The 26,311-nt window shown below is 60.2% G+C and carries 24 protein-coding genes; 14 read left to right on the top strand and 10 right to left on the bottom strand.

Annotated elements, in window-relative coordinates:
- Positions 1-20: 20 nt before the first annotated feature.
- The 9 genes from AB4Z20_RS08975 (at position 21) to AB4Z20_RS08935 (ending at position 10,647) form a co-directional block, all read left to right on the top strand.
- On the top strand, positions 21-977 hold the full coding sequence (locus AB4Z20_RS08975) for an ABC transporter permease (RefSeq protein WP_003203201.1): 957 nt from the start codon (positions 21-23) through the stop codon (positions 975-977).
- The gene (locus tag AB4Z20_RS08970; protein ID WP_442089752.1) at positions 974-1,849 is read left to right on the top strand and encodes an ABC transporter permease; all 876 of its coding nucleotides are present in this window, start codon (positions 974-976) and stop codon (positions 1,847-1,849) included. The genes AB4Z20_RS08975 and AB4Z20_RS08970 overlap by 4 nt, the downstream gene beginning before the upstream one ends.
- Position 1,850: 1 nt before the next feature.
- Positions 1,851-3,695 (top strand): ABC transporter ATP-binding protein, encoded by a 1,845-nt coding sequence (locus AB4Z20_RS08965; protein ID WP_214511900.1) that lies wholly within the window; start codon positions 1,851-1,853, stop codon positions 3,693-3,695.
- A complete protein-coding gene (locus tag AB4Z20_RS08960) occupies positions 3,692-4,000 on the top strand; it encodes a (2Fe-2S)-binding protein (RefSeq protein WP_258688710.1) in 309 nt (102 codons plus the stop codon). The genes AB4Z20_RS08965 and AB4Z20_RS08960 overlap by 4 nt, the downstream gene beginning before the upstream one ends.
- Complete coding sequence (locus AB4Z20_RS08955; protein ID WP_258688709.1) at positions 3,982-5,358, top strand: FAD/NAD(P)-dependent oxidoreductase; 1,377 nt, start codon at positions 3,982-3,984, stop codon at positions 5,356-5,358. Before AB4Z20_RS08960 ends, AB4Z20_RS08955 begins: the two co-directional genes overlap by 19 nt.
- The gene (locus AB4Z20_RS08950; protein WP_258688707.1) at positions 5,355-6,509 is read left to right on the top strand and encodes an NAD(P)/FAD-dependent oxidoreductase; all 1,155 of its coding nucleotides are present in this window, start codon (positions 5,355-5,357) and stop codon (positions 6,507-6,509) included. Before AB4Z20_RS08955 ends, AB4Z20_RS08950 begins: the two co-directional genes overlap by 4 nt.
- Positions 6,506-7,663, top strand: coding sequence for an acetylornithine deacetylase (argE, locus tag AB4Z20_RS08945; protein ID WP_024617427.1), 1,158 nt, complete (start codon positions 6,506-6,508; stop codon positions 7,661-7,663). The genes AB4Z20_RS08950 and argE overlap by 4 nt, the downstream gene beginning before the upstream one ends.
- 406 nt (positions 7,664-8,069) lie before the next feature.
- Complete coding sequence (locus AB4Z20_RS08940; RefSeq protein WP_253476099.1) at positions 8,070-9,527, top strand: NAD-dependent succinate-semialdehyde dehydrogenase; 1,458 nt, start codon at positions 8,070-8,072, stop codon at positions 9,525-9,527.
- 40 nt (positions 9,528-9,567) lie between these two features.
- Positions 9,568-10,647 carry a tartrate dehydrogenase gene (locus AB4Z20_RS08935; RefSeq protein ID WP_253476096.1) on the top strand — a complete coding sequence of 360 codons (1,080 nt, stop codon included), beginning with the start codon at positions 9,568-9,570 and terminating at the stop codon, positions 10,645-10,647.
- Between the two features lie 269 nt (positions 10,648-10,916).
- On the opposite strand, the gene AB4Z20_RS08930 is transcribed toward AB4Z20_RS08935, so the two are convergent.
- The 5 genes from AB4Z20_RS08930 to AB4Z20_RS08910 all read right to left on the bottom strand — a co-directional run bounded on the left by AB4Z20_RS08930 (position 10,917) and on the right by AB4Z20_RS08910 (position 16,035).
- Positions 10,917-11,624, bottom strand: coding sequence for a cupin domain-containing protein (locus tag AB4Z20_RS08930; RefSeq protein ID WP_258688704.1), 708 nt, complete (start codon positions 11,622-11,624; stop codon positions 10,917-10,919).
- Positions 11,625-11,667: 43 nt separating this feature from the next.
- Positions 11,668-12,525 carry a GNAT family N-acetyltransferase gene (locus AB4Z20_RS08925; RefSeq protein WP_258688701.1) on the bottom strand — a complete coding sequence of 286 codons (858 nt, stop codon included), beginning with the start codon at positions 12,523-12,525 and terminating at the stop codon, positions 11,668-11,670.
- A gap of 260 nt (positions 12,526-12,785) precedes the next feature.
- The gene (locus AB4Z20_RS08920; RefSeq protein ID WP_053177693.1) at positions 12,786-13,874 is read right to left on the bottom strand and encodes a DUF6161 domain-containing protein; all 1,089 of its coding nucleotides are present in this window, start codon (positions 13,872-13,874) and stop codon (positions 12,786-12,788) included.
- The gene (locus AB4Z20_RS08915) at positions 13,871-14,977 is read right to left on the bottom strand and encodes a hypothetical protein (RefSeq protein ID WP_258688697.1); all 1,107 of its coding nucleotides are present in this window, start codon (positions 14,975-14,977) and stop codon (positions 13,871-13,873) included. The genes AB4Z20_RS08920 and AB4Z20_RS08915 overlap by 4 nt, the downstream gene beginning before the upstream one ends.
- A 131-nt stretch (positions 14,978-15,108) precedes the next feature.
- Positions 15,109-16,035, bottom strand: a complete 927-nt coding sequence (locus AB4Z20_RS08910; RefSeq protein WP_258688695.1) for a 2-hydroxyacid dehydrogenase — start codon at positions 16,033-16,035, stop codon at positions 15,109-15,111.
- Positions 16,036-16,323: 288 nt separating this feature from the next.
- Here AB4Z20_RS08910 and gabT point away from each other — a divergent pair, with 288 nt between their 5' ends.
- The 3 genes from gabT (at position 16,324) to AB4Z20_RS08895 (ending at position 18,894) form a co-directional block, all read left to right on the top strand.
- Positions 16,324-17,616: a 4-aminobutyrate--2-oxoglutarate transaminase gene (gene gabT / locus AB4Z20_RS08905; protein ID WP_253476082.1), complete on the top strand. Its 1,293-nt coding sequence runs from the start codon at positions 16,324-16,326 to the stop codon at positions 17,614-17,616.
- 87 nt (positions 17,617-17,703) lie between these two features.
- Entirely contained in the window at positions 17,704-18,360 is a 657-nt protein-coding gene (locus tag AB4Z20_RS08900; RefSeq protein ID WP_018601222.1) for a hypothetical protein, read from the top strand.
- A 45-nt stretch (positions 18,361-18,405) separates the two neighbouring features.
- Complete coding sequence (locus tag AB4Z20_RS08895; protein ID WP_003203167.1) at positions 18,406-18,894, top strand: Lrp/AsnC family transcriptional regulator; 489 nt, start codon at positions 18,406-18,408, stop codon at positions 18,892-18,894.
- A 263-nt stretch (positions 18,895-19,157) separates the two neighbouring features.
- On the opposite strand, the gene AB4Z20_RS08890 is transcribed toward AB4Z20_RS08895, so the two are convergent.
- From AB4Z20_RS08890 to AB4Z20_RS08875, 4 genes are all read right to left on the bottom strand, one after another.
- Positions 19,158-20,111 carry an alpha/beta fold hydrolase gene (locus AB4Z20_RS08890; RefSeq protein WP_253476076.1) on the bottom strand — a complete coding sequence of 318 codons (954 nt, stop codon included), beginning with the start codon at positions 20,109-20,111 and terminating at the stop codon, positions 19,158-19,160.
- Between the two features lie 212 nt (positions 20,112-20,323).
- Positions 20,324-20,971: a VOC family protein gene (locus AB4Z20_RS08885; protein ID WP_442089751.1), complete on the bottom strand. Its 648-nt coding sequence runs from the start codon at positions 20,969-20,971 to the stop codon at positions 20,324-20,326.
- A gap of 39 nt (positions 20,972-21,010) precedes the next feature.
- A complete protein-coding gene (locus AB4Z20_RS08880) occupies positions 21,011-21,163 on the bottom strand; it encodes a hypothetical protein (RefSeq protein ID WP_320388939.1) in 153 nt (50 codons plus the stop codon).
- A gap of 161 nt (positions 21,164-21,324) precedes the next feature.
- Positions 21,325-22,125, bottom strand: coding sequence for a DUF6630 family protein (locus AB4Z20_RS08875; protein WP_253476067.1), 801 nt, complete (start codon positions 22,123-22,125; stop codon positions 21,325-21,327).
- Between the two features lie 217 nt (positions 22,126-22,342).
- Between AB4Z20_RS08875 and AB4Z20_RS08870 the strand changes: the two genes are divergently transcribed.
- Together AB4Z20_RS08870 and AB4Z20_RS08865 are read left to right on the top strand one after the other, a co-directional pair.
- Positions 22,343-23,092, top strand: coding sequence for a substrate-binding periplasmic protein (locus AB4Z20_RS08870; protein WP_320388937.1), 750 nt, complete (start codon positions 22,343-22,345; stop codon positions 23,090-23,092).
- Between the two features lie 114 nt (positions 23,093-23,206).
- Positions 23,207-25,906: a bifunctional diguanylate cyclase/phosphodiesterase gene (locus tag AB4Z20_RS08865; protein ID WP_442089749.1), complete on the top strand. Its 2,700-nt coding sequence runs from the start codon at positions 23,207-23,209 to the stop codon at positions 25,904-25,906.
- Positions 25,907-25,966: 60 nt separating this feature from the next.
- On the opposite strand, the gene AB4Z20_RS08860 is transcribed toward AB4Z20_RS08865, so the two are convergent.
- Positions 25,967-26,218 carry a hypothetical protein gene (locus tag AB4Z20_RS08860; protein WP_442089748.1) on the bottom strand — a complete coding sequence of 84 codons (252 nt, stop codon included), beginning with the start codon at positions 26,216-26,218 and terminating at the stop codon, positions 25,967-25,969.
- Between the last annotated feature and the right edge of the window lie 93 nt (positions 26,219-26,311).

Here is a 26,311-nt window from a genome sequence, read left to right as displayed (position 1 = left end):
ATGGCACAAGGGGTAGGGCGATGAATAGCAACACACTTTGGTTGATCGGCCGGCGCCTGGGCGCTGCGGTCGTGACCCTGTTGATCGTATCGATGGTGGTGTTCGCCATTACGGCGGTGTTGCCGGGAGACGCGGCGCAACAGTCCCTTGGACAGTTCGCCACGCCTGAGCAAGTGGCGGCGCTGCGGGTGAAGATGGGCCTGGACCAACCGGGTGTGTTGCGCTACCTGCACTGGTTGATGAGCCTGCTCAGCGGTGACATGGGCGTGTCGATCTCCAACGCCACGCCGGTCAGCGAGTTGATGGCTGGCCGGGTCCCCAACACGCTGATGCTGGCGGCGGCCACGGCGCTGGTGTCGGTGCCGGTGGCGTTGATCCTGGGCATCGGCTCGGCGATGGGGCGAGGGGGGCGCATCGACGGCTTCCTGAGCTTCTTCACCCTGACGATGGTGGCGGTGCCGGAGTTCCTGGTCGCCACCCTTGCCGTGCTGATTTTCGCGGTGAACCTGGGCTGGCTTTCGGCGCTGTCCTATTCCAGCGAGATCACTTCGCCGCTGCAATTCATGCGCACCTACGCCTTGCCGGTGATGACCCTGTGCTGCGTCATCGTTGCGCAGATGGCGCGCATGACCCGGGCGGCGGTGATCGATCAACTCGACAGCCCCTACGTGGAAATGGCCCGTCTCAAGGGCGTGAGCCCGGTGCGGGTGGTGCTGCGCCATGCCTTGCCCAATGCCATCGGGCCGATTGCCAATGCCATCGCCCTGAGCCTGTCCTACCTGTTGGGTGGGGTGGTGATCGTCGAGACGATCTTCAACTATCCCGGCATCGCCAGCCTGATGGTCGATGCCGTGACCAACCGCGACATGGCGTTGGTCCAGGCCTGCACCATGCTGTTTTGTACGGCGTACCTGGTGTTGGTGCTGGTGGCTGACCTGTGCGCGATCCTGTCCAATCCGAGGCTGAGAAACCAATGAACAATCTCATTGTGAAATCCCCGCCTGCGGCGCCCGAACTGGCCTTGGGCAACGTGTCGCGCAAAACCCCCTGGCTCGGCCTGATCGGCGCCGCGATGTGCGTGATCTGGTTGCTGGTGGCGATCTTCGGGCCATGGCTGGCGCCGCACCCGGTGGGGGAAGTGGTCTCCGACAACGTCTTCGACAACCTCAGCGCCACGTATCCGTTGGGCACCGATTACTTGGGTCGCGACATGCTCAGCCGCATTCTCGTGGGCGCGCGCTTCACGGTGGGCCTGGCGTTGGTGGCGGCAGTACTGGCCAGTGGGCTGGGCACCGGTTGCGCGCTGCTGTCGGTGGTTTCGCCGAAGTGGCTGGACGAGCTGATCAGCCGCCTGATGGACGCCTTCATTTCAATCCCGAGCAAGATGCTCGCGCTGATCATGGTCTCGGCGTTCGGCTCGTCGGTGACCCTGCTGATCTGCACGGCGGTGCTCAGTTTCACCCCGGGGGCGTTTCGTATCGCCCGCAGCATGGCGGTGAACATCGAGGCCCTGGAATACGTGCAAGTGGCCCGCACCCGTGGCGAACGCCGGCTGTACATCGCCTGTGTGGAAATCCTGCCGAACATGCTCAACCCGGTGCTGACCGACCTGGGCCTGCGTTTCGGTTTCATCGTCCTGCTGCTCAGCGGCATGAGCTTCCTCGGCCTGGGTGTGCAGCCGCCGGATGCCGACCTGGGCTCGCTGGTGCGGGAAAACATTGGCGGCCTCAACCAAGGCGCGCCGGCCATCGTGATTCCAGCCCTGGCCATCGGCACCCTGACCATTGGCGTCAATCTGTTTATCGACCGCTTGTCTTCGCGGCGCAACCGACGTACGGGAGGCCATTGATATGAGCCAATTGATCCGAGTCGAGAACCTGCGCGTGGTCGCCTGTGGCGAGCGCAGCGAGGTGGAGATCGTCAAGGGTGTGAGTTTCTCCCTGGAGAAAGGTGAAGTGCTGGCGCTGATCGGCGAGTCCGGTTCGGGCAAGACCACCATCGCCCTGGCACTGCTCGGTTATGCCCGACGCGGTTGTCGCCTGGCTGGCGGCGTGGTGCAGATTGGCGAGCACGACATGCTCGCCTTGAGTGAGCGCGAGCTGCAAGGCCTGCGCGGCAATCGGGTGTCGTACATTGCCCAAAGCGCCGCGGCGGCGTTCAACCCGGCCAAGAAACTCATCGACCAAGTGGTGGAAGGGGCGTTGATCCATGGCCTGGGCAGCCGGGCCGTGCTCGAAGCCAAGGCCATCGAACTGTTCCGCGACCTGGCGCTGCCCAACCCCGAAGGCATCGGTCAACGCTATCCCCATCAAGTGTCTGGCGGGCAATTGCAGCGGGTGATGGCGGCCATGGCGCTGATCAGCGATCCGCTGCTGGTGGTGCTCGATGAGCCGACCACGGCCCTCGATGTGACGACCCAGATCGACGTGCTGCGCGCCTTCAAGCGGGTGGTGCGTGAACGTGGCGCGACGGCGGTCTACGTCTCCCACGACCTGGCTGTCGTGGCGCAGATGGCCGACCAGATCGTGGTGCTCAACGGCGGGCAGATCTTCGAACAGAGCGCCACCGCGCCGCTGCTCAAGGGCCCGGCTCACGCCTACACCCGCAGCCTGCTGGCGGCGGCACGGCCAGACACGACGATTCGCCCGCCGTGCGGCGTAGCCGAAGACACGCCGCTGTTGACCATCAAGGGCCTGACCGCCGGCTACGGCAACAAGAACCAGCACGGCATGCCGGCGATCCGGGTGCTCGAAGACATCGACCTGACCGTGCGCAGGGGCCAGGCCATCGGGGTGATCGGTGAGTCAGGCTCGGGCAAATCGACCTTGGCGCGGGTGGTGGCCGGGCTGTTGACCCCGGCCCTGGGCGGGCTGACATTTGACGGCCAGCCACTGGGTGGCAGCCTGTCCGAACGCACGGACGAACAGTTCCGACGCATCCAGATGGTGTTCCAGAATGCCGACACCGCGCTCAACCCGATGCACAGCATCAGCACCATCCTGAGCCGGCCGTTGAAGATGTATTTCGGCCTCAAGGGCGCGGCGCTGCGTGAGCGTATCGGCGAATTGCTCGACCTGGTGCGTCTGCCACGGGACATGGCCGAGCGCCGCCCGAGCGAACTCTCCGGCGGACAGAAACAGCGGGTCAACCTGGCCCGGGCACTGGCGGCCAAGCCGGACCTGATCCTGTGCGATGAAGTGACCTCGGCGCTGGACACGGTGGTCGGCGCGGCGATCCTTGAACTGCTGCGCGACCTGCGCCAGCAACTGGGGGTGTCCTACCTGTTCATCAGCCACGACATCTCCACGGTGCGGGCGCTGTGCGACGATATCGTGGTGATGTACAGCGGCCACAAGGTTCAAGAGGGCAGCCGGCAATCGTTCGCCCAGGCGCCGTTCCATCCCTACACCGACCTGTTGATCCACTCGGTGCCGGAGTTGCGCCAGGGCTGGCTGGAAAGTTGTGGCACCACGACGTGCGGCACGCTGCCGGCGTTGGGCGCGCGCGCCGAGGTGCCGGAGCTGTGCACCTTCCTCAATCGCTGCCCGGTGCGGGTCGACGGCCTGTGCAACCACACCGCGCCGCCCCGGCGGATCATCGACGGCGGCAGCGAGGTGCTCTGTCATCACGACAGTGCCGAGCTGCTCAAGCGCCAACAGGATTCAAACAGCATGATCGTGGGAGCTTACGCATGAACGCGCGTTTCGTGAGGTTGGCCGAACAGGGCCGACTCGTCGTCAAATTGAAAGTGGATGGCGTCCCGGTCGAGGCGTTGCAGGGCGACACGTTGATGGTCGCATTGCTGACCCACGGCCCGGCGTTGCGCCAGTCGGAATTCGATCCGGGCAGCCGAGCCGGTTTCTGCCTGATGGGCGCCTGCCAGGATTGCTGGGTCTGGACCCGCAGCGGCGAACGCCTGCGAGCCTGCTCCAATGAAGTACGCGAAGGGCTGGACATCATTACTCAACAACCGGAGGCGATATGGCCGCTGCGCGGATAGTCATTGTAGGCGCTGGACCGGCGGGTATCCGTTGCGCGCAGGCCCTGGTCGCAGCGGGCTTCAAGCCGACCCTGATCGACGAAAACCGTCGCGATGGCGGGCAGATCTACCGGCGTCAGCCCGAAGGGTTCACCCGCACCTACGCCACGCTGTACGGCACCGAAGCGGACAAGGCCCGTGACCTGCACGAAAGCTTCGACCGCTTGCGCCCGCAGATCGACTACCGTCCGGACACCCTGGTGTGGAACCTGACACCCGGGCAGTTGTGCTGCGTCAGCCAGGGCCAGCATACGACGGTGGATTACGACGCGCTGATCCTCTGCACCGGCGCCACCGACCGCCTGATGCCCATCGAGGGCTGGCAGTTGGGCGGTACCTACAGCCTCGGCGGCGCGCAGATCGCGTTGAAGGCCCAGGCGGTTTCCATCGGCCACCGGGTGGTGTTCATGGGCAGCGGGCCGTTGCTGTATCTGGTCGCCAGCCAATACCTCAAGGCCGGCGCCAATGTCGCGGCGGTGCTGGACACATCGCCGCTGGGCCAGCGCATCAAGGCCTTGCCCAAACTCATGGCGCGCCCGGGCTTGCTGTTCACCGGCATGAAGCTGTTGGCGCAGTTGTATCGGGCGAAGATTGCCGTGCACCTGGGTATTTCGCCGCTGCAGATTCTGGGAGAAGCGAGCGCCGGTGTCAGTGGCGTGCTGGTTCGTACCGCGAGCGGGGAAACCTTGACGGTGGCGTGCGATGCGGTGGCGCTGGGTTATCACTTGCGCCCGGAAACCCAACTGGCCGACCTGGCGGGCTGCCGCCTGCGCTTTGACGAGGCCTCCAGCCAATGGCTGCTGGACACGGACGAAGAGGGACGGACCTCGGTCAGCGGTGTCTACGCCGCTGGTGATGGTTCGAAGATCCGTGGCGCCGATGCCGCCGAGCATGCCGGGCGCCTGGTCGCCTTGGCGTTGTTGAGCGATCTGCAGCAGCCGGTAGACGCCGCGCTCGTCGCCGAACAGCGCCAGGCGCTCAAGGTGATGGACGCGTTTCGCCTCGGCCTGGCCCAGGCGTTTCCCTGGCCAGCGGCGCAAGCCAAGGCCTTGCCGGACGAGGCCATCGTCTGCCGCTGCGAGATGATCAGCGCCGGCGAACTACGCCGCACGGTCAGCGAAAAGGGTGCCTGTGAAGTCAATCGGGCCAAGGCGTTCAGCCGGGTCGGCATGGGCCGCTGCCAGGGACGTTATTGCTCCCAGGCCGGGGCCGAAGTGATTGCAGCAGCAGCGGGTGTCCAGGTGCAGGAGGTGGGCCGCCAGCGTGGTCAGGCGCCGGTCAAACCACTGTCGATGCTCACTCGGGAGGTGACGCCATGACGGAAAATAAAGCCGATGTGGTAATTGTCGGCGGCGGCCTGATGGGCTCGGCGGCAGCGTTTTTCCTGCGCCAGAGGGGGCAGTCGGTGATCCTGCTCGAGCGTGACCAGATCGGCCAGTACGCCAGCGGCGTCAACTTCGGCAACGTGCGGCGCCAAGGGCGTTTTCTCGGGCAACTGGAACTGGCCAACCGCTCGTGGGCGCTATGGAAGCGTCTGCCGGAGCTGATCGACGACGACCTGGAGTTCATCGCCAGCGGGCACATGCGCGTGTGTTATCGCGAGGATGAAATTCCCGAACTCGAGGCTTATGCGGCCGCCCCCGAAGCGGCGCAACTGGACTTGAAGATCTATCGCGGCAGCGAGCTGCACGCGCGATTTCCGTTTCTCGGCAAGGACGTCAAGGGCGGCTCCTATGCACCTCACGACGGTCACGCCAACCCGCGTCTGGCAGCCCCGGCATTTGCTCGGGCGGCGCGGCGGCTCGGGGCACGCATCGAGGAGCGCTGCGAAGTGGCCGAGGTGCAGAAGGTCGGTGACGGGTTCAGCATCAGCACCACCGATGGTCGCCAGTTCAGCGCCGCGCAACTGTTGATTACCGCAGGCGCTTGGGGCCAGAAGCTCTCGGCGCAGTTCGGCGAGCCGGTGCCGCTGGAGACCAACGGCCCGCAGATGGCCGTCACCGAACCGGTGCCGTACGCCTTGCCGACGGTGATCGGCGTGTACACCAAGATTCCTGAAGAAGTGATCTATTTCCGCCAGATTCCCCGGGGCAATATCATCATCGGCGGCGGCTATCGCAGCAAGCCGGACATGCTCAACCGCCGGGCCTATGTCGAGCCGCGCAGCATCCTCAACCAACTGGACCAGATGCGTCGGCTGCTGCCGGGCGTCGGCAATCTCAACATCATCCGCGTGTGGAGCGGCATCGAAGGCTACCTGCCCGATTCCCTGCCGGTGATGGGGCCCAGTGGCAACGTCGATGGCTTGTACTATGCGTTCGGCTTCAGCGGCCATGGCTTCCAGCTCGGTCCGGGCGTTGGCGATGTCATGGCTGAACTGATCAGCACCGGCAGCACTCGAACCTTCATCGAGCCGTTTTCCATCCGCCGGTTCGCCCTTTGTGCCGAACAACGGAGCAAGGCCTCATGAAACCCCGCGTGCTAGCCATTTTCGAACGCCTGCTGGCGTTTGAAACGGTCTCTTCAGAATCGAACCTGGCCCTGATCGAGTACGTGCGCGAGCTGTTGCTGAGCAAGGGCATCGAGTCGCTGATCGTCAAGGATGAGAGCGGCAAGAAGGCCAACCTGTTCGCCAGCACCGGCCCGAGCGAGTTGCCCGGGGTCCTGCTGTCCGGCCACACCGACGTGGTGCCGGCGGCGGGGCAGGCCTGGACCGTTCCGGCGTTCCAGGCGACCGTGCGCGATGGGCGGGTCTACGGGCGCGGCAGTTGTGACATGAAAGGTTTCATTGCGCTGGCCATCGACGCCATGCTCGATGCCGCCGACCATTCGTTGAACCGGCCATTGCAACTGGCGCTTTCCCACGACGAAGAGATCGGTTGCGTGGGGGTGCGGCGCTTGCTCGACGTGCTGCACCTGGCACCGGTGCGGCCATTTTTGTGCGTGATCGGCGAGCCGACCAACATGCAGTTCGTGCTCGGCCACAAGGGCAAGGGTTCCTATCGCACCTACTGTCGCGGCCTGGAAGCGCACTCATCGCTGGCACCGCGCTCGGTCAATGCGATTCACGTCGCCTGCGATTTCATCGCGGCGTTGCGCCAGAGCCAGCAGCAATTGCAGGAGCAAGGCGCCCAGGATGCGGATTACGACGTGCCCTACAGCACCGTGCATGTCGGGCAGATTGTCGGCGGCAAGGCACTGAACATCGTGCCGAACCTGTGCACCCTGGATTTCGAAGTGCGCAACTTGCCGGACGACGATCTGGACCTGTTCCTGGAGCAACTGCGCGAGCGCGCCGAGGTGATCGTGCGCGAGGCGAAAAAACTCTCCAGCGTCGCGGACATCGAGATCGAAACCCTCAACGTCTATCCGGGCCTCGACACCCATCCGAGCGTCGAAGCCGTGCGCTTCCTGAAAAACTTTGCCACCCCGGACACCGGCACCGCCAAGGTCTCCTTCGGCACCGAGGGCGGCCTGTTCAAGCAGCGCCTGGACGTACCCGTGGTGGTCTGCGGCCCAGGCTCGATCGAACAGGCGCACAAGCCTGACGAGTTCATCGAGATCAGCCAGATGGACGCGGGGGAGCGGTTTCTGGAAGGGTTGCTCGGCTCCCTGAAAATCTAAGCCCTGCACAAAACAAAAGGTGGGAACACACCTATGGGAACACACCTGTAGGAGCACACCTGTGGGAACACATCTATGGGAACACACCTGTGGGAGCACACCTTGCTCGCGATGAACGATGACACGGTCTTGATCGATGTCGCCTGATCCACCGCCATCGCGAGCAAGCTTTGCTCCCACAGTGTTCAATGTTCATGTTCATGTTCATGCTCATGCTCATGCTCATGCTCATGTTCATGTTCATGTTCATGTTCATGTTCAGTGTTCGGTGTTTAGCCTGGGGCCTCGGTAGAGCCTGCCGTCCCACCTCGAAACTTCAGCATCCAACACTGCCCAAACCCCGCTTTCAGCATCCTGCCCCGTGGCATCTCCTTAGACTGGAATCACCTCGGAACAGGACGCGACCATGCTCAAGAATCGATTGAAAGACCCCTGCCTGTTGGCAGAACTCGCTTACGTCGACGGTCAGTGGATCGGCGCCGACAACGCCGCCACCCTTGACGTCATCGACCCGGCCACCGGCCAGGTGCTCGCCCGGGTGCCGGCTATGCACGGCGTGGAAACCCGGCGTGCCATCGAGGCCGCCGAGCGCGCCTGGCCAGCGTGGCGCGCGCGTCCGGCGGCCGAAAGGGCAGCGCTGTTGGAGCGCTGGTATCAAGCCATGATGGACAACCTCGACGACCTCGCGCTGATCATGACCTGTGAACAGGGCAAACCGCTGAACGAAGCCAAAGGCGAAATCCGCTACGGGGCCGGTTTCGCCAAATGGTTTGCCGAAGAGGCCCGGCGGGTCTATGGCGAGACCATCCCGGCGCCCAGCGGCGACCGACGCCTGCTCACGCTCAAGCAGCCGGTGGGTGTCTGTGCCGCGATCACCCCGTGGAATTTCCCCAATGCGATGATCACCCGCAAGTGCGCACCGGCCTTGGCGGCCGGCTGCCCGGTCATCGTCAAACCCTCGGACCTAACCCCCTTGTCGGCCTTGGCCCTGGCGGTGTTGGCCGAGCGGGTCGGGATTCCGGCCGGGGTGTTCAATGTCGTGACGGGTATGCCTGCCGGTATCGGCGAAGAACTGACCGGCAACCCGACGGTGCGCAAGATTTCCTTTACCGGTTCGACGGCGGTCGGGCGCCTGTTGATGCGCCAGAGCGCCGAGCACATCAAGCGCTTGAGCCTGGAGCTGGGCGGCAACGCGCCGTTCATCGTGTTTGACGATGCGGACCTGGAGCAAGCCGTCGCCGGCATCATGCTCAGCAAGTTTCGCAACGCCGGCCAGACCTGCGTCTGCGCCAACCGCATCCTGGTGCAGGACGGTATCTACGAACGCTTCGCCGCACGGCTGGTGGAAGAGGTGGGCAAGCTCAAGGTCGGCAATGGGCTGGAGGCTGACGTGATGATCGGCCCGCTGATCAACCTCGCGGCGGTGAACAAAGTCGCCCGGCACATCGACGATGCGTTGAGCCAGGGCGCGCGCCTGCTCTGTGGCGGTGTTCCCGAGGGCGACAGTCAGTTTGTCCAGCCAACGGTATTGGGCGAGGCCCATGCCGGGATGTTGCTTGCCAACGAGGAAACCTTCGGCCCGGTGGCTCCGCTGATGCGCTTTACTACTGAAGAGCAGGCCCTAGCCCTGGCCAATGCCACGCCGTATGGCCTGGGGGCTTATTACTTCACCCAGGACCTGCGCCGCTCATGGCGTTTCGGCGAGGCACTGGAGTTCGGCATGGTCGGGCTCAATACCGGGCTTATCTCCATGGAAGTCGCGCCCTTCGGCGGCATCAAGCAGTCGGGCCTGGGGCGCGAAGGCAGTAAGTACGGCCTGGACGAATACCTTGAAGTCAAAGCCTTCCACATCGGTGGGCTGTGATGCGACCGTCATTTGAACAGACACCCGGGAGCCACGATTGATGAGCAAACCATTTCGAATCGCTGCCATTGCCGGCGATGGCATCGGCAAGGAAGTCTTGCCTGAAGGGCTGCGAGTACTGGAGCAAGCCGCGAAAAAGTGGCAGTTGTCGCTGGACATTGAGGTGCTCGATTGGGCCCATTGCGATTACTACCTGGAGCACGGGCAGATGATGCCCGCCGACTGGTTCGAACAACTCAAGGGCTTCGACGCGATCTACTTCGGTGCTGTGGGTTGGCCGGACAAGGTGCCGGATCATATTTCCCTGTGGGGCTCGTTGCTCAAGTTCCGTCGCGACTTCGACCAGTACGTGAACATCCGCCCGGTGCGGCTGTTTCCGGGGGTGCCGTGTCCGTTGGCCGGGCGCAAGGCGGGGGACATCGACTTCGTGGTGATCCGCGAGAACACCGAGGGGGAATACTCTTCCATCGGCGGCAAGATGTTCGAAGGCACCGAGCATGAGTTCGTGCTGCAGGAGTCGGTGTTCACCCGGCGTGGGGTCGACCGGATCCTGAAGTTCGCTTTCGACCTGGCCCAGACCCGACCGCGCAAACGCTTGACCGCGGCGACCAAGTCCAACGGCATTTCCATCAGCATGCCGTATTGGGACGAGCGCACGGCATTGATGGCCGAGCAGTACCCGGACGTGAAGTGGGACAAGCAACACATCGACATCCTGTGCGCTCGCTTTGTTTTGCAGCCTGACCGGTTTGATGTGGTGGTGGCGTCGAACCTGTTCGGCGACATCCTCTCTGACCTGGGCCCGGCCTGCGCCGGCACCATCGGCATCGCACCGTCGGCCAACCTCGATCCGGAGCGCCGCTACCCGTCGCTGTTCGAACCGGTGCATGGCTCAGCGCCCGATATCTATGGGCAGAACATCGCCAACCCGATCGCGATGATCTGGTCCGGCGCCTTGATGCTCGACTTCTTGGGTAACGGCGATGAACGCTACCGCGCGGCCCACGATGGGATTCTCAAGGCCATCGAACAAGTCATCGCCGAAGGCCCCATCACCCCCGACCTGGGTGGGCAAGGCTCGACCCAGGATGTTGGCCAGGCCATCGCCGCCGCGCTCTGAGGCTTGATCCAACCTGCGACACCTTTTGCCCGCTCACACTGCGGGCTTTTTTTGGCTGATCTGCCACCCCCCACCACAACCCCTTGTGGGAGCGAGCTTGCTCTGATAGCGGTGGATCAGCTTGCGATGATGTTGGCTGTGCCGCCGCCATCGCGAGCAAGCTCGCTCCCACATGGGGCCCTCGGTTGGCGGCAAGATTCACATCCACCCGCAACCCGTTGTGGGAGCAAAGCTTGCTCGCGATAGCGGTGGAGCTGCCATACACCGGATTATTTGACGACGTACACCTTGCGCACATAAACGCTGCTTTTCCAGGCACACGGTGCATTCAGCGGGACGAATACGGTATCGCCGGTGTTGACCGTCAAGTCGCTGCCATCGGCTGCCTGCAAGGTGACGCTGCCTTCGAGCAGGTGCATCAGCTCATGCAGTTTGTGCGGTCGTGACTTGCGAGTGTAGGGCGTCGAGTCCCAGATACCGATGCGCAGGTTGCTCGCTTGCTCGACAAACAAATTGTGCGAGCTACATTGCGGCGGCGGGCTGAGCAGGATCTCGTCATCCGGGGCTGCGGAAGGCGAGAGCAGGGTGTGGGCGGGGAGTGCCGTCAGCCCGGGAAGGTGCGCTTCGATACGCTGGGTATCGGCACAGAAGGCCCAGAGCGAGCCAGATTGCGCCTCGACCTCAAGCGCCGTCCCCCGCCCGATCACCGCGCTTTCACCTGGCTTGAGCTGCAGCGTCTGTCCCTGGCTGCGCAGCGTCACTGCGCCGGCATGCACCACAAGCGTCTCACTGAAGGGGTATGCATCGACGCTGAACAGCCCGCTCGCCCGGACCACGCCGGCAGCCATGCCATCCGCCCCGTCATAGGCGATGAGGCGGTCGAACGGATCCTTGGCGCCCAGCGAACCCGGGGTGAACGGGGTTGAGGCAAGGCGGCCATCGGCGTGTGCCAACAGCACTGCAGTGGGTTCGAGCATGAAGATGATTCTCCAGGGAAGCGTTGAGGGGAGTGCGGGGTTTTCAGCCAATGGCCTGGGTCACCGGCGCAAATTGCCGAACTGCGCCGGTCGCTTGCGGAGGCGTGCCCCGTGCCATTTGGGCGACGGTGTCGACCTGCTTGAGCCCGGCCTTTTCCAGCCAAGGGGCCAGGCCGCTGTTTGAAGGGATGTCGATGCGAACGAATGCGTCCGGCACTTGAGCCAGCAGCACGGCGATCAAGTGCTGGGCCTGTTCCAGGCTCTGGGCGATGAGCGGGCCAATGCAGCGCCCACGGCCGAAGGGGCGCAGCAGGGCGAAGGCGCACAAGTGACCGTCGCGCTCGATACCCACTGAATGTTCAACGACCTCGAACAGATCATTGAGCACAGCGCTCCGCTCCAGCCCGCTCCCGGCATTGGCCAGTTTGATCAGCTCGGCATGATCGGCTTCGCCCAGCTCGCGGCAGTGCTCGCCGGCGGCCAGTGCTTGCAGGGCCGGCACCAGCGCTTGCCCTTGATGCTGCTGGATATGCCCAAAATCAACGAAGCCCTGGCTGGCATACAGCGGGGCACCGGCCAGCGTCGCATTGAGCACGGCGGTCCGCGAGCCGCAAGCCTCGATCGCCAGTTCCATCAGTTTGCGACCGATCCCCTGGCCCTGATACTCATCGTCGACAATCACCAGGCCGATGGTGGCGTAGTCCCCCTGGGCGCAGGTGAACGCCGTTCCAATCAAACGACCCTGGTCTTCCACGACAAACCCTTGGGCGACGCGTTGCAACATCGCCCAGTCTTCCAGGCGATGGGGCCATTTCAACTGCACGGACAAGGCATGGGCCGCAGGCACGTCGGTGGCGGTCATGGCGCGATAGAAGTAAGTAGGGCGTTGCGAAATGGACATGGCAGATCACCATTGAAAGAGGCGCTTGATCGGACGGTTTTATCCGCTGAAAGCGTGTGTATCTCACCTGCAACGAGGCCTGGCAAGGGCCGCCAATTGATTCGGTATGTTCCGTCAGCAACGGCTTTGCCGACCACATTTCTTGCTCAAATCAGCTGCTCGGCCAGCAGTAAATACCGGGCCGGATTTCAGGCTTGGGCCGACGCGAAAGCGCGATAGATAAGTATGCAGGTGCTGCGCGAATAACCTTTCAGTGGCTGTCAGCCTTTTTTGAAAGCAGACAGCAGGTCCGTCAGTCCGGGCATGGTTGGTCCGGATTCATTAGAGATAAGTCCTGTCTCCGAGCGGCTGAACAGCGACTGGAGGATTATTTTTCTCGATTCCTCGTCTACTTGGGTGTCTTTGCTCAATGTCAGATACAAGTGGGTAAGCTGCTCTCGTTCTTCTGCATCGCGTTGAAGGTGGAATGCGCTGAAAACCAGCTTTGAGAGTGTTTTGACGGTAAAGGCCAACGTTGAGATAAGGGTTACGAAAATGAGCGCACCCTCGATCTGATTGAGGGCAATCGGTGTGCGGTCACCACTCAGCCATAGATTGAAGGATGTCCATAGGCCGATGACGGAGAAAAACAAGGTGACGCTGAGTACGCCTGTCCAGATATAACCACGTGTCTGGTGTTCACTGGCTTTTTTTGCCCAATAGGTCGCGGGGCCTTCCAGCCGAAGCTTCTCTTTATATGTTGACTCTAGCGTCTCAAGGCGCGTTGCCCAGGCCTCCTCTTCCTGCTTTTGCCATTGGGCAAACAGGTTCATTTCTTTTCTTGCTTTTTTTACGAGCCTGTATTTGATCTTGAAGAAGTTTGAGTGAATTCCACGTATCACCGCCGCTTCTGAAGTGGAACGCTGTGCGAAAGAGTTTTGCAGGGGAAGTTTGAATTCATACGCGGCCAGGTATCCGCTGAAGTCGTTAAATGAGCCTGGGTTATCACTTTTGCCTAGAAAAATTGCATCGTAGAAACCTCCGGCAATAGCGGGTTCATTCGAATAAATCTCCAGCCATTTGATCGTGGCGGGTGAGTTGCTATAGATCCAGACGTCCGAAAGCTCCTCTTCTGGCGCTTCTTCGTCGAGAAAATATTGCTCTTCCATGGCGATGTGATATTCAAAAATCTCCACGCAGGCCGCTATATTCGTCAGGGCCTGGTGAACATTCGATGTGTCGTGTTTTTTGAGACTTTTGAGTTTTGGCTTCCAAAAGCTCACTTCATTCTGCATGAAGTCATTTCTGTCGGTGAGATTTTCAAAGTCGAAAATCTCACCGCTTAATGCCTTGAATTCGGGTTTAGTCATTTTTTATCTAATAAGGAGGCGTTGAGTGAATGAATATGCAGGTCATCGGGTTCAATAGAACCTAAGCACAGGAGAATCAATGAAAGGTAGAAATAGCCAAACAAAAAAATCCAAGTAGCGGCAACGATGCTTTGACTGTCTGAAAATATACTGCCGACCCTGGATGCTACATTTCCGTGCGCGTTATTGTTTCTGGTGGCGTAGAGAAGGCAAAACACGAGAAATTCTAGTCTCTGGGTGTCTGAATAGAGGGCCGGGGTTTTTACGGTGGGCTTGCCGAGGTCATCGAATTGGTCGATGGCAGGTATCTTGATGAGTATTGTTTTTATCTCTTTTCCAAGCGCATGGGTGATTTTTCGAGATTTTTCGTTTTCGACTATTCCGAAGCTTACATCCGTTTTGTCCGGATTCTCGGTAATCGTACATAGGGCGGAATAGGCCTCACCGTAGGTCCAGTAGAAATGATTGAACATTGCCTTGAACTTGGTTTTAAACGATTTGTATGATGATGAGATATGAATTTTTCTGATGGTGTCTGCTTTTTTTCCGGTTTTGTTTGCTTTTTTTATGACGAACTCATTGTGTTTTTCGATAGCCATACCCTTGAGGATGTAAGACGCGACGAAATGCAGTGTCTTGTCAGGTAGGCGGTGGGCGAAATCCAATATTATTTCTTGAGGGGTGCTGAAATCGGGACCCTGCGTGGAGGCGGTTGGCAAGGCGATTTGGGACTGCATGATCTTGTTGATTTCAATCAGGGATTTCTCAATGGCTTTCGAGTCTCCCAAGCTTTCCGCATGGGCAGATGACTTCATATAGAGATCGTTGTAGCAACTGTTGGTAGCCGTCCACAGATAGGTAAACGCCATGTCTGGTCTTCGCGGCAGGCAGGAATAACTGTCAACCAACGCAGTGGCCGCTACGTAGGGGATTTTATTTGGGGCAAGTGCCCAGCTAACTGGATTCAGGTATTTGAATGGGGTGAACCAGGCGAGTGCAGGGTGATCGGCAGGTAGCAGTTTTTCCTCATGAGCTTCGGCGGTGTAGGCAGTCACAAGCTTATGAAGCTTATCCAGTCGTTGTGTCCTTACGTTCTGCTTCATGCATGCTGATCCTTCAGATAGTTGAAGGCCAAATGCTATCACCTGGTAAGCGTCATAGCTGCTGTTTTATAAAAAGACAGCAGCACGACACCGCATGATGAGGTGTGACGGGGAGCATGCTATTCGAGCGTTCAATAGCTGCGCTCACGATCAACCAGGCCCAGCATCGATTCTCCCCGTTGATGCCGGCGGATGTTCTCCAGCAACACGCCAGAGGCACTTTCAGGCTGGGTCATCGCCGCGATGTGCGGCGTCAACAGTATCTGTGGATGGTGCCAGAAGGGATGATCCATCGGCGCCGGTTCCTGCTCCAGCACGTCCAGCACCGCGGCGCTGAGCTGGCCGTCGGCAAGGGCTTCAAGCAGGTCCGCTTCCACCAGGTGTCCACCCCGGCCCATGTTGACCAACGCTGCGCCCTTGGGCAGGTGTTGGAACAGCTGGCGGTTGAGGATCCCTCGGGTCTGCTCGGTCAACGGCAGGACGCACAGCACGATGTCGCATTGACCGAGAAACGCCGGCAGTTGCTCGTCGCCAGCAAAGCACGCGACCCCATCAATGTCATGTTCGCTGCGGGCCCAGCCCGACAAGGCAAAACCAAAGGTCTTCAAGCTGGCGAGTATCTGCCGTGCCTGCAAACCCAGGCCCATGACGCCCACCCGGCGTTGCCCGGCGGGCATCAGCCGGTGCGCTTGCCAGCAGCGTTCGGCCTGTTGCTGGCGATAGCGCAACATGTCCCGGTGCAGGCTGAGCACGGCGAAACTGGCGTACTCGCACATGCCCTGGCTGATGCCGGGGTCGAGCAAGCGCACCACTGGCAGCGTCGTTGGCAAGCGGCCAAGGTCGAGTTGATCCACGCCGGCCGACAAGGCGAACAGCACCTGCAGATTCGGCAACAGCGTTTCGACGTCGTCCGGCGCTTGCCAGGCCGCCAGATACTGGATATCCCGCGGGTCGCCGATGTCTGGCCAGGCACGCCATTCAATGTCCGGCGCGTGTTCGGCGAACAGGCGCCGCCAGTGTTCGCCGCGTACCGGGTCAGCTTTATAGAGCAGGGCCATGGGTCACTTCTCGCCTGAAATCAAGGAGCCCCTAGCATGCCTCAACGCCAGAGCAGGATCTGTCGAAAGGGCCGGCGTAGCAGCATCGCACTGCGTTGCAAGGTGCCTCTTGCGGCAGATTCCATGGGGCTGGAATGCCTCTGGAGGATTCTGCTGTTTGCCGGGGTGTAAACAGTCGATCCGAATTTCTCAACGACCAAGTTCGGCTTAGACAATCGCGTCGAACGCTTAACCTGTGAACACACCGCAGCCGCTTCCTGGGTGCGAGGCTCACGATGGGAAATGCCAATGAACAGTAAAGTCGAAGAAACCCCAAGTTTGCTCCGTCAGCGTGATCAATTCGTGCCACGTGGTTTGGTCACCGCGCACCCGTTGGTGATCGATCGGGCCCAGGGCTCGGAATTATGGGACGTGGACGGCAAGCGTTACCTGGACTTCGTCGGCGGCATCGGTGTGTTGAACATCGGCCACAATCACCCCAAGGTCATCGCGGCCGTGCAGGCCCAGTTGCAGAAGATCTCCCATGCCTGTTTCCAGGTCGTGGCCTACAAGCCCTACCTGGACCTGGCCCAGCGCCTGTGCGAAATGATCGGCGGCCAGCACGCCTATAAAGCGGCATTTTTCACCTCGGGTGCCGAAGCGGTGGAAAACGCCGTGAAGATCGCCCGGGCCCACACCAACCGCTCGGCCGTGATTGCCTTTCGCGGCGGGTTCCATGGCCGGACCTTGCTCGGCACCACGCTGACCGGCATGAGCCAGCCGTACAAACAGAACTTCGGCCCGTTCGCCCCGGAGGTCTTCCACACGCCGTATCCGAATGCCTATCGCGGCGTCACCAGCGCAATGGCGCTCCAGGCGCTGGACGAGCTGTTGGCCACCCAAGTGGCACCTGAGCGGGTCGCGGCCATCATCATCGAGCCGGTGCAGGGCGATGGCGGTTTCCTGTCGGCCCCCGCCGAGTTTTTGCAGGGCCTGCGCGCATTGACGCAAAAGCATGGCATTGTGTTGATTCTCGATGAAATCCAGACCGGTTTCGGTCGCACCGGTAAATGGTTCGGTTTCCAGCACGCCGGCATCCAGCCGGACCTGGTCACGGTCGCCAAGAGCCTCGCCGGTGGCTTGCCGTTGTCGGGTGTGGTCGGCAAGGCCGAGATCATGGACGCTCCACTGCCGGGTGGCCTGGGCGGTACGTACGGCGGTAATGCGCTGTCGTGCGCGGCGGCGCTGGCGGTGATCGAGGCGTACGAGCAAGAACAGCTGCTGGCCCGTGGTGAAGTCCTGGGTAAGCGCTTGCGCCAGGGCCTGCTGCACCTGCAAACCCGTTACCCGCAGATCGGCGACGTGCGCGGCAGCGGCTTCATGCTGGCGATCGAACTGATCAAGCATGACGACGCGCGCACCCCGGACGCCGACCTGAACCAACGCCTGATCGACGAAGCCCGGGCCGGCGGTTTGCTGGTGATCAAGTGCGGGGTGTACCGCAACGTCTTGCGCTTCCTGGCGCCGCTGGTGACCAGCGAAGCGCAGATCGACGAAGCGTTGCAGATTCTCGACGGCGCCTTGGCACGCGTCCTCGGCTGATGCCTGCGTTCATGACGTTTGCCCGGGCAAGCGTCAGTGGCGATTAATGGAGCGTTGATCGATGGGACATCATCGGAGGCTTTACAGATGAGGCTGACTGAATATCGGGCGTTGTTGATCGATTGCGATGAGGTCCTGGTGGATCGGGACTCCGGCGTCTGGACGGCGTTGCAGCCGCTGCTGGAAAACCATGGCGAGCCGTTGGACAAAGCACAGGTGCTCGCCGATTTTGACGAAGTGCTGCAAGCCTTATATCCGCGTTTCGGCGAATTGGGCTTCAGCGGCTTGCTGTGTTTCGCCCACCGTCAATTGGCCGAGCGCTGGAAGCTCAAGGTCAGTTGGGAGGAGGGCATGAGCTTCGCCCGCTCGGCTGCCGGTTGGACGCTGTTCGAGGATGCGCCGGGTGCGATGCTCTACCTGCGCAAGTTCTATCGGTTGTTGGTGCAAGGGGATCGCGATGCCGAGGACCGGGGCGTGTTGTGCGAGCGCCTGGGCATCGAGCCTGATGATTTTATTTCGCTGGCGAGCGACCCGTTGCAGGATCACGATTGGCTGGCGGCCAATGGCCTGAGCGCCGAGTCTATTCTCCAGGTGACCCGTCCCGGCGCCCGCCCACGGTCGGTTGGGGCTGTCTGCCTGATCTGCCGCAACGCCGATATGTCTCCCGCGCCCTGTGCGGCGGACTATTGCATCAACAGCATGGCTGATCTGGTCGCTCAGCATCAGCTGTCCTTACGACGCTGATTTTGTTAGAAGATTGTCTTACAAACGGCAGGCAAGAGGTATGCGATGGAAGGTTTAGCGAAACTGGACCGGATCGACATCAGCATTTTGGTAGAGCTTCAAAAAGATGGCCGCATGACCAACGTCAGCCTGGCCGATGCCGTGGGCTTGTCCGCCAGCCCGTGCCTTCAGCGGGTCAAACGACTGGAGTCGTTGGGCTACATTTCCAGCTACAAGGCCCATCTGAACCTGGCCAAGATTACCGATTCGGTGACGGTCTTCACCGAAGTCACCCTCAGCGACCACAAGCGTGAGGACTTCGCCAAGTTCGAATCCAACATCCGGCTGGTGGATGAAGTACTCGAATGCCACCTCATCAGCGGCGGCTACGACTACCTGGTGCGCTTCATGACCCGCAGCATCCAGGACTATCAGGACGTGATGGAAAGCCTGCTGGACAAGAACATCGGCATTTCCAAGTACTTCAGCTACATCGTCATCAAGTCACCGGTGCGCAAGGATGAGATTCCATTGCGTAAGTTGTTGCGGCATTGAATTCGTGATCCATCCTGAAACAACTGTGGGAGCGAGCTTGCTCGCGATGGCGTCGGTAGATTCAGCATTGAGGCAAGCTGACCCACCGCCATCGCGAGCAAGCTCGCTCCCACAATTGATCTTGAGTGCACACAAGCGCCGAATCCACCCCAAACCCCCAGTGGGAGCGAGCTTGCTCGCGATGGCGTCGGTAGATTCAGCATTGAGGCAAGCTGATCCACCGCCATCGCGAGCAAGCTCGCTCCCACAAGAGATCTGGGCTTTTATTCCTTGAGGAAGGTCAGCAGATCCTGATTGAGGCGATCCTTGTGCGTCTCGGTCAAGCCGTGCGGTGCACCAGGGTAGACGATCAGTCGAGCGCCCTTGATCAGCGCCGCCGAGGCCCGGCCTGAAGCGTCGATAGGCACGATCTGGTCGTCATCGCCGTGGATCACCAGCGTCGGCACATCGAACTTCTTCAAATCGCCGCGGAAGTCGGTCGCCGAGAATGCCGCGATCGAGTCATAGGTATTCTTGCTGCCACCCTGCATGCCCTGCACCCAGAACGACTGGATCAGCCCTTGGGATGGCTTGGCGCCCTTGCGGTTGTAGCCGTAGAACGGGCCGGAGGCAATGTCCAGGTACAGCTGCGAGCGGTTCTCCAGGGACGCCTTGCGCAGGCCATCGAACACCTCGATAGGCAAGCCACCGGGGTTGGTGTCGGTCTTGAGCATCAACGGCGGGACAGAGGACACCAGCACGGCTTTCTTCACTCGAGCGGTGCCGTGACGGCCGATGTAGCGAGCCACTTCACCGCCCCCCGTCGAGAAGCCCACCAGCGTGACATCCTTCAGGTCCAGCGCTTCAATCACTGCCGCCAGGTCATCGGCGTAGTGATCCATGTCGTTGCCTTCCCAAGGCTGGCTGGAGCGACCGTGGCCGCGACGATCGTGAGCCACCACGCGATAACCCTTCGAGGCGAGGAACATCATCTGGCCTTCCCAGCTGTCGGAGTCCAGTGGCCAGCCGTGGCTGAAGGTCACGACCTGACCATCGCGCGGGCCCCAGTCCTTGTAATACAGCTGCACGCCATCCTTGGTGGTGATGTAGCTGGCGGACTGGACCACGCTGCCGACAGCAGACGCGCTGGCAGCGGCCTGGACAGGCGACGCGGCTTCGGCGCTGAGGGTGGCCAATGCCAGGGTGGTGACAGCGAGGGTGCGGTTGAAGGTGTTCATCGTTTCTCTCTCCATAAGGTCGGTTTGATCTGCGGCGATCGTCGTCGATCGCGTTGGTGGGCAGATTAGAGAGAGAGGCCGAGGACGAGAACGGCGCTGGTATCGATAGCAACTATGGGAAAATCGGATAGCTGCGTTTCGCTTCGGTTACGAAGTGAATATGCGTGGCGAGGGAGCTTGCTCCCGCTGGGTGGCGAAGCCGCCCCAAACGGTCACACGTGTAAAAGCGGCAGTGTCTTCAACCCATTTGGCGTTTGAATATGCGCAAGCAGATAGGGAGCCGAAGGCGCTTGCAGTGCGTGAAGATGAATCGGGCCAGAAAAATTCATGGCCGTCAGGATCGCTTTGATCTTTTCCGGATCCGTATGAAAGACATCCAGTGCCAATAGCGCACAACCCTTGTCCTGGAGCGTGTCCGCCGGATGAAGCCCAGGCGCCCATTGAATGAGGGTGGGGACTGATCCATCCATGGGAAGGCTTCCATCAGCCGGTATGGTTATTTGCCAATTCAATGTTCCTCTCGTCATGGGTTCGACATCCCCGACAAGGCCAGGGCAGGCATCACGAGCGGTATGGATATCATCAGTGCGTGTCACCCAGGTCGCCAGGCGTGCCGGCGAATGGGGGGCCAATTGATCAAGGCCGAACCAGCGTGCCCGGTCCGGACGTATGGCGGACGGGTCCACGGCAATCACTTCGAGGTAGAGCCCGGGGCCAAGGTACAGCAGCCTGTTATGGGTGCCCATGCGTGAATGGGCGCCACCCGGCTGAAGGTCGACGCCCAGCGCGTCAGTCACGAACGCGCAGCCGGTATCGAGGTCCGTTGCCACGATGACGAGGTGATCAAGGGTGGTTTTCATGTGTTCATCCATCCGTGGATTGGGAAGTATCTGTAGCCATCAACCAAAAGAAGGCATCGGCCCCAGCGAGTGCAAGATCCACATGACCGCCGCCACTGCTGCCAGCACCGCGACCACAATGCCGATCAGCACCCATTTCAGGATTTTCTGCCCTTTCGACGGCAGGGACCTTGGCGCGTTCGCCTCTACCATGTGCCGAATTTCCCCGGCGCATCGCGGGCAAGCAGCGGTGTCGTAAGGGAGGACGGATCCGCATTGATCACAGTTTGTCATGTCGTCACTTCGAGGCTCAAAGGAGGGGCAGCCCTTTATGGGCTGGTAAAAGCGGACCGAAAGCGCGTGGCGTCAGTCGCTTAATATTTGTAGACGATGCCCAGCCTTCCCATGATCTCCAAGGCATTGATCAGGCCCAGGCCGTTCATGGGCAGGCAGGCGAAGGCCTGGTATTCATCGAAGTGCGTGCCGATGGCCAACAGCTTCAAGTCATGAGCCTCCAGCTGTGCGTTGAAATACTGCAGGAGCGCACGCTCCCAATTGTTGGCGCGGTTGATGGCATCGATGGCTTTACGCTCCGGCGCAGGGATTTCAATGCCCAACTGTCGCAGCGGGGCGAGGGCATTGACGGCATCGATCCCGTAGGACGACCACTCCTTCCATTCGAACCCCGCCAACTGATTGGCCTCGGTGAGCGCTGACTCGACCTGCGTCCAAGCCCAATCCCATTGCCCGGTAGGCGCCGGCATGTTTTGAATGAGCGCCTGCGCGCGCGCCTCGTCGAACAAACAATCAAACAGATCGGCCAGGGTATCGGCCAAATCGGGCTGCGGCCCTTGCCCCTGGGTGTCCAGGTCGTGGCTCAAGCGCTGCCACAGACTGCCCAGCTCGGCCCAGTCCTCGTCATCCATGTCGTCATCGATCACCTGTGCCTTATGGCCGCGCGAGTAGTTATCCAGCCGCGTCTTGCGCACGCGTACGCGGCCCTCGGCGAGATCGACCTCATAGCTGCGGTAATCCAGGTAGTTGGTCTGGAAAACGATGCGGTCAGCAAACACCTCATGGGCGAGGCTTTCCTCAGCATCGAAATACGCCGCGCCTTCGACGTGGCCATGGGCGGTGATGATGCGTTGAAACGACAGTGGGTCGATCGGATTCATGTGGGCGGGTCACAGGGAGAAGGGCGAAAGGGAAGCGCCGTGTACGTTGGCCGATATCCGGTTCGCGCTGATCGTACACCAAGGCCTGGGGGTTGCTAAGGGGCGGAATGTGGACTGCTTCAACTGTCGGGCGTGTGTTTGGGTCTATGCTTACCTTGCCCCCTTTGAATCAGGCTCCATCCATGCACAAACACCGAACAATCCGGCGGGAGAACACGTGAGACATTCGACACCGGCTGCAGCGCTGCTCTGCCTATTGCTCGGCACGGTTGATGCCGGGGCCGAGGAGTATCAAGTCATCACCGAAGAGTGGGCGCCGTACAACTATCAGGAAAACAATCAGCTCACCGGCATGACCACCGAGATCGTCCGGGCCATCATGGCGCTCACCGGGAATGACTTCGAGGTCCTGTTGCAGCCGAGTATGCGAGCCACCCAGGTACTGAAGACGCGGCCCAAGACCATCATGTACTCCCTGTTCCGCACACCGGAGCGCGAGCCGTTATACAAATGGGTCGGACCGATCGTGGAGGAATCCATTCACCCCTATCAACTGGCCAGTACGCCGCCGGTGAACTCCCTGGAACAACTGCTGCATGCCCCGCAGATCACCACCCGCCACGCCGGCCTGGTGCCGCAGATGTTGCAGTCGCTGGGCTTCAACAACCTGGATAAAAGCGCCACCGAGAGCAAGCTGCTTTACCGCATGCTGCTTGCCAGACGCACCGACATCATCATCGGTGACACCGATGCTGGCGTGGCTTATTACAGCCGTCAGTTGAACATCGCGCCGGGCACCCTGCGACGGATCCCTATCGAACTGTATCGCTCATCGTTGTACATCGCCTTCAGCCCTGACAGTGAGGATGAAGTGGTGGCGGCGTGGGCAAGTGCGTTGGAGAAGTTGCGGCGTTCAGGGGAGTTGGAGCGGATTCAGCGGCGGTATGAGGGGGCGGTTGGGCGGTGAGGGAAAAGGGGTAGGCCTCGTGCCACTTTGCACGGAGTGTTTTTGCTTGAGTGATTGCTAACTGGAGATGACCTGGTTTGTTTTATCGAGCGAGCCGAATCAGTCCGGTGAACAATGATAAATCAACTGGCAGTGGGGATGATCTTGAGCATAAATCGTGCCGGCGTACTGCTGATACTGGGTCTGTTATTTCTCGATTTGATCGTATGGGCTGGCGCATGGAGATGGTTGGATGTAACTCGCAAGCAGTTCGAGGCGAAGGCCTCCATTCAGGCAGACAACCTGTCGCTGCTGCTCCATTCAGACTTTAATGGCCGACTTGAGAGTATCGACCGAACGCTGAGCGCAGTGGCTCATGAAATCGAGCGCCAAGAGACATTCGGAGAACTGCGCCCTGAGCTCGTCGAACCGGTCTTGAGCCAACACCTCTTCGTGCTTCCATCGATGTCAGGTATGCGGGTGGTGAACGCGGTCGGCGAGATTGTCTTCGGTGCCAGTGGGGAATCCCAGGTTTTTGTTACCGACCGTGATTACTTTCAGCAATTACGTGATGATCCTAAGAAGGGCATGGTCATCAGCCATCCGGTTTTGGGCCGTATAAGCAAAACATGGGACATTGTCTTTGCCAGAGCCATCCGTACACCGCAAGGCGAGTTTGCCGGCATTGTGACGCTTGTCCTTCCAATCAGTTCGCTAAACGAACGCTTTGCGACGCTGTCCAACGGATCAACTGATATTTTCGCCATCTTTAATGACCAGAGTTTGAGGTTTATTACGCGGTACCCCGAAGGGGTCATTGCCCCGGGAGAACCTCTAATCGTTCGCAAAGATGCTCCAATGTTTGTTGCTCGACGAATTTCCCGGCTGTCTGGAACCTTCGTCAATGTCGCGCCGCAAGATGGAGTATTGCGCTCTTATGGGTATCGCTGCATGGCGACGCAGCCGATTTGCATTCTGGTGGGGGTCGGGCTTGAAGCCTATCTCGCCCCCTGGGTTGCCGAGCGGCGCATGATCGTTGGCTCCGTTGCGCTATTTACTTTGTTTACCTTGCTGTTGTGGTATCTGACCTACCGGGCGTGGTGTAGGCAACTCGACGCCATGAACGCTGAGCAAGCTGCCTATCAGGTCAGGGACGCTGAGCATCGATTTAACCAAGTCATTATTGATGAGTCGCCTATTGCTGTCGTGACGCGTGACATTGAAGGCGTTATCACGTTGGTAAATGAGGCCGCGGAGAAACTGCTGGGATGGCCCGCCGACGCACTCGTGGGGCAAACGCTAGAGAACCTGCTTCCCGACATGGCCGCAGAGATCGCCTATCCCCACCATAAGACGTTCACGGGTGAAACCGTGGTAGACCGGGAAATAACGCGTTCGCACCGCGACCGGCATCCCGTCAATATCAGCGCTACACAGGCGCCGCTGCGTGATGCAAGTGGTGCGGTCACCGGTTACCTGACGATGGCGATGGACATCACTCGGCGCAAGGACGCTGAAGCCAAGGTGGAGTACCTCGCCTCAAGGGACGCGTTGACGGGGCTGCCGAACTGGTCGCTGTTGCGCGACCGCTTTGAACATGCCAAAGGATCCGGGGGGGACCAATGTCCTAGGTTGGTATTCGTCATGCTCAACCTGAACAACTTCAAGACCATCAACGAGTCGCTTGGACATGCCGCAGGTGACGCCGTGCTCCGAGTCGTCGCCAAGCGCCTGACAGAATGTGTACGTGACTCCGACACGGTAAGTCGCCAGGGTGGCGATGAGTTCCTCCTGCTGCTGATCGGTATGGATGGCCTGGCGCAAATTCAGGCGGTTCTGCATGAGCTTAAGTCCAGCGTGTCCTGCGTCATGAATATCCAGGGTGAGGAAATTTATACGTCTGCGACGATGGGGGTAGCCCTGTATCCGGAGGATGGTGAGGATTTCGAGACGATTTTACGCAAGGCCGCCGCCGCGATGTCTCGGGCCAAAGGTGACGGTCGAGGCTCGTGTCGTTTTTTCGACGATGGGCTTGACCGCGAAGCGACGGCCAGCCTTCGTACGGAGGTTGGATTGCGCAGGGCCCTGGCAAAGGGTGAATTCGAATTACATTATCAACCGCAAATTGACCTTCGAAGTGGTCTTGTACAGGGGGTCGAAGCGTTGCTGCGCTGGCGGCATCCCGAGCAAGGGTTGGTGCTCCCCGGGCAGTTTATTCAGATCGCTGAGCAAAGTGGTCTTATCGTGCCCATCGGTGAATGGGTCATAAGCGAATGCTGCCGACAGGGGCAAGTGTGGCGAGAAGCGGGTATTGCACCTGTACGAATTGCGTTCAACCTGTCGGCCGTGCAATTCAGTCACAGCGACGTTGAAGGGACGATCCGACGTGCTTTGATCGAGTCTGGGTTTGATCCCAACTTTCTCGAACTTGAACTTACGGAGTCGGTGCTCATTCGCAACACTGAACAAGTGCTTAACACCGTCCAGCGTCTTAAGCAGCTTGGCGTGATGGTTTCCGTGGACGATTTCGGCACCGGTTACTCCAGCTTGGCTTATCTCCAGCGCTTTGACGTCGACAAGTTGAAGATTGACCAGGCCTTCGTGCGCGACCTGTGTCAGAACACCAATGACAAAACAATCGTGCGTGCAATCATCCAGATGGCTCACGCACTTAACCTTCGCACGATAGCCGAAGGCGTCGAAGACGAAGCGACGCTTGCATGCTTGCAACAGTTGGAATGTGATGAAGTGCAGGGATACCTCATTGCCAAGCCGATGCAAGAAGAACAACTGGCTACGTTTATTCGTGAATACAGCAACGGTTGGACTGTGTGAGGGTGACCGTCCGCCCGATTTTCCGCGGAACCGGCGAAAGCCGGTCCCGCAGACCTTCACTCACTTCACGCTCTGCACATGCATGTCGATGGATACCGAGTCATTTTTGTCAGTACTGGCGTGATAGAAGAAACCATAGTCAACCAAGTAGTAATAGTGCTTCAGCGGCACGACTGTTGAGCTTGGGCGCTGTTCACGGCAGCTCAACGCCTTGGCGTTACCGCTCAAGGCTGGGTTCAGTCGTTTGGCTGGCCCTTCACTGTCGACGGTGCAGTCGAAGGTTTTCGGTTCCTTGCCCAACGCTCCGGCCAACTCTCTTGGGAATGACTGGCGGTGCCTGCCAACTCAATGTAAGTCAGCGTCTTGGCCGGGGCCGGCATGTGCAGTTGCTCAATGCTCCTCAAC

It is taken from the genome of Pseudomonas sp. KB_12, assembly GCF_052114545.1.
Taxonomy (GTDB): Bacteria; Pseudomonadota; Gammaproteobacteria; order Pseudomonadales; family Pseudomonadaceae; genus Aquipseudomonas; species Aquipseudomonas brassicacearum.
This window is presented reverse-complemented; position numbering and strand designations above follow the sequence as displayed.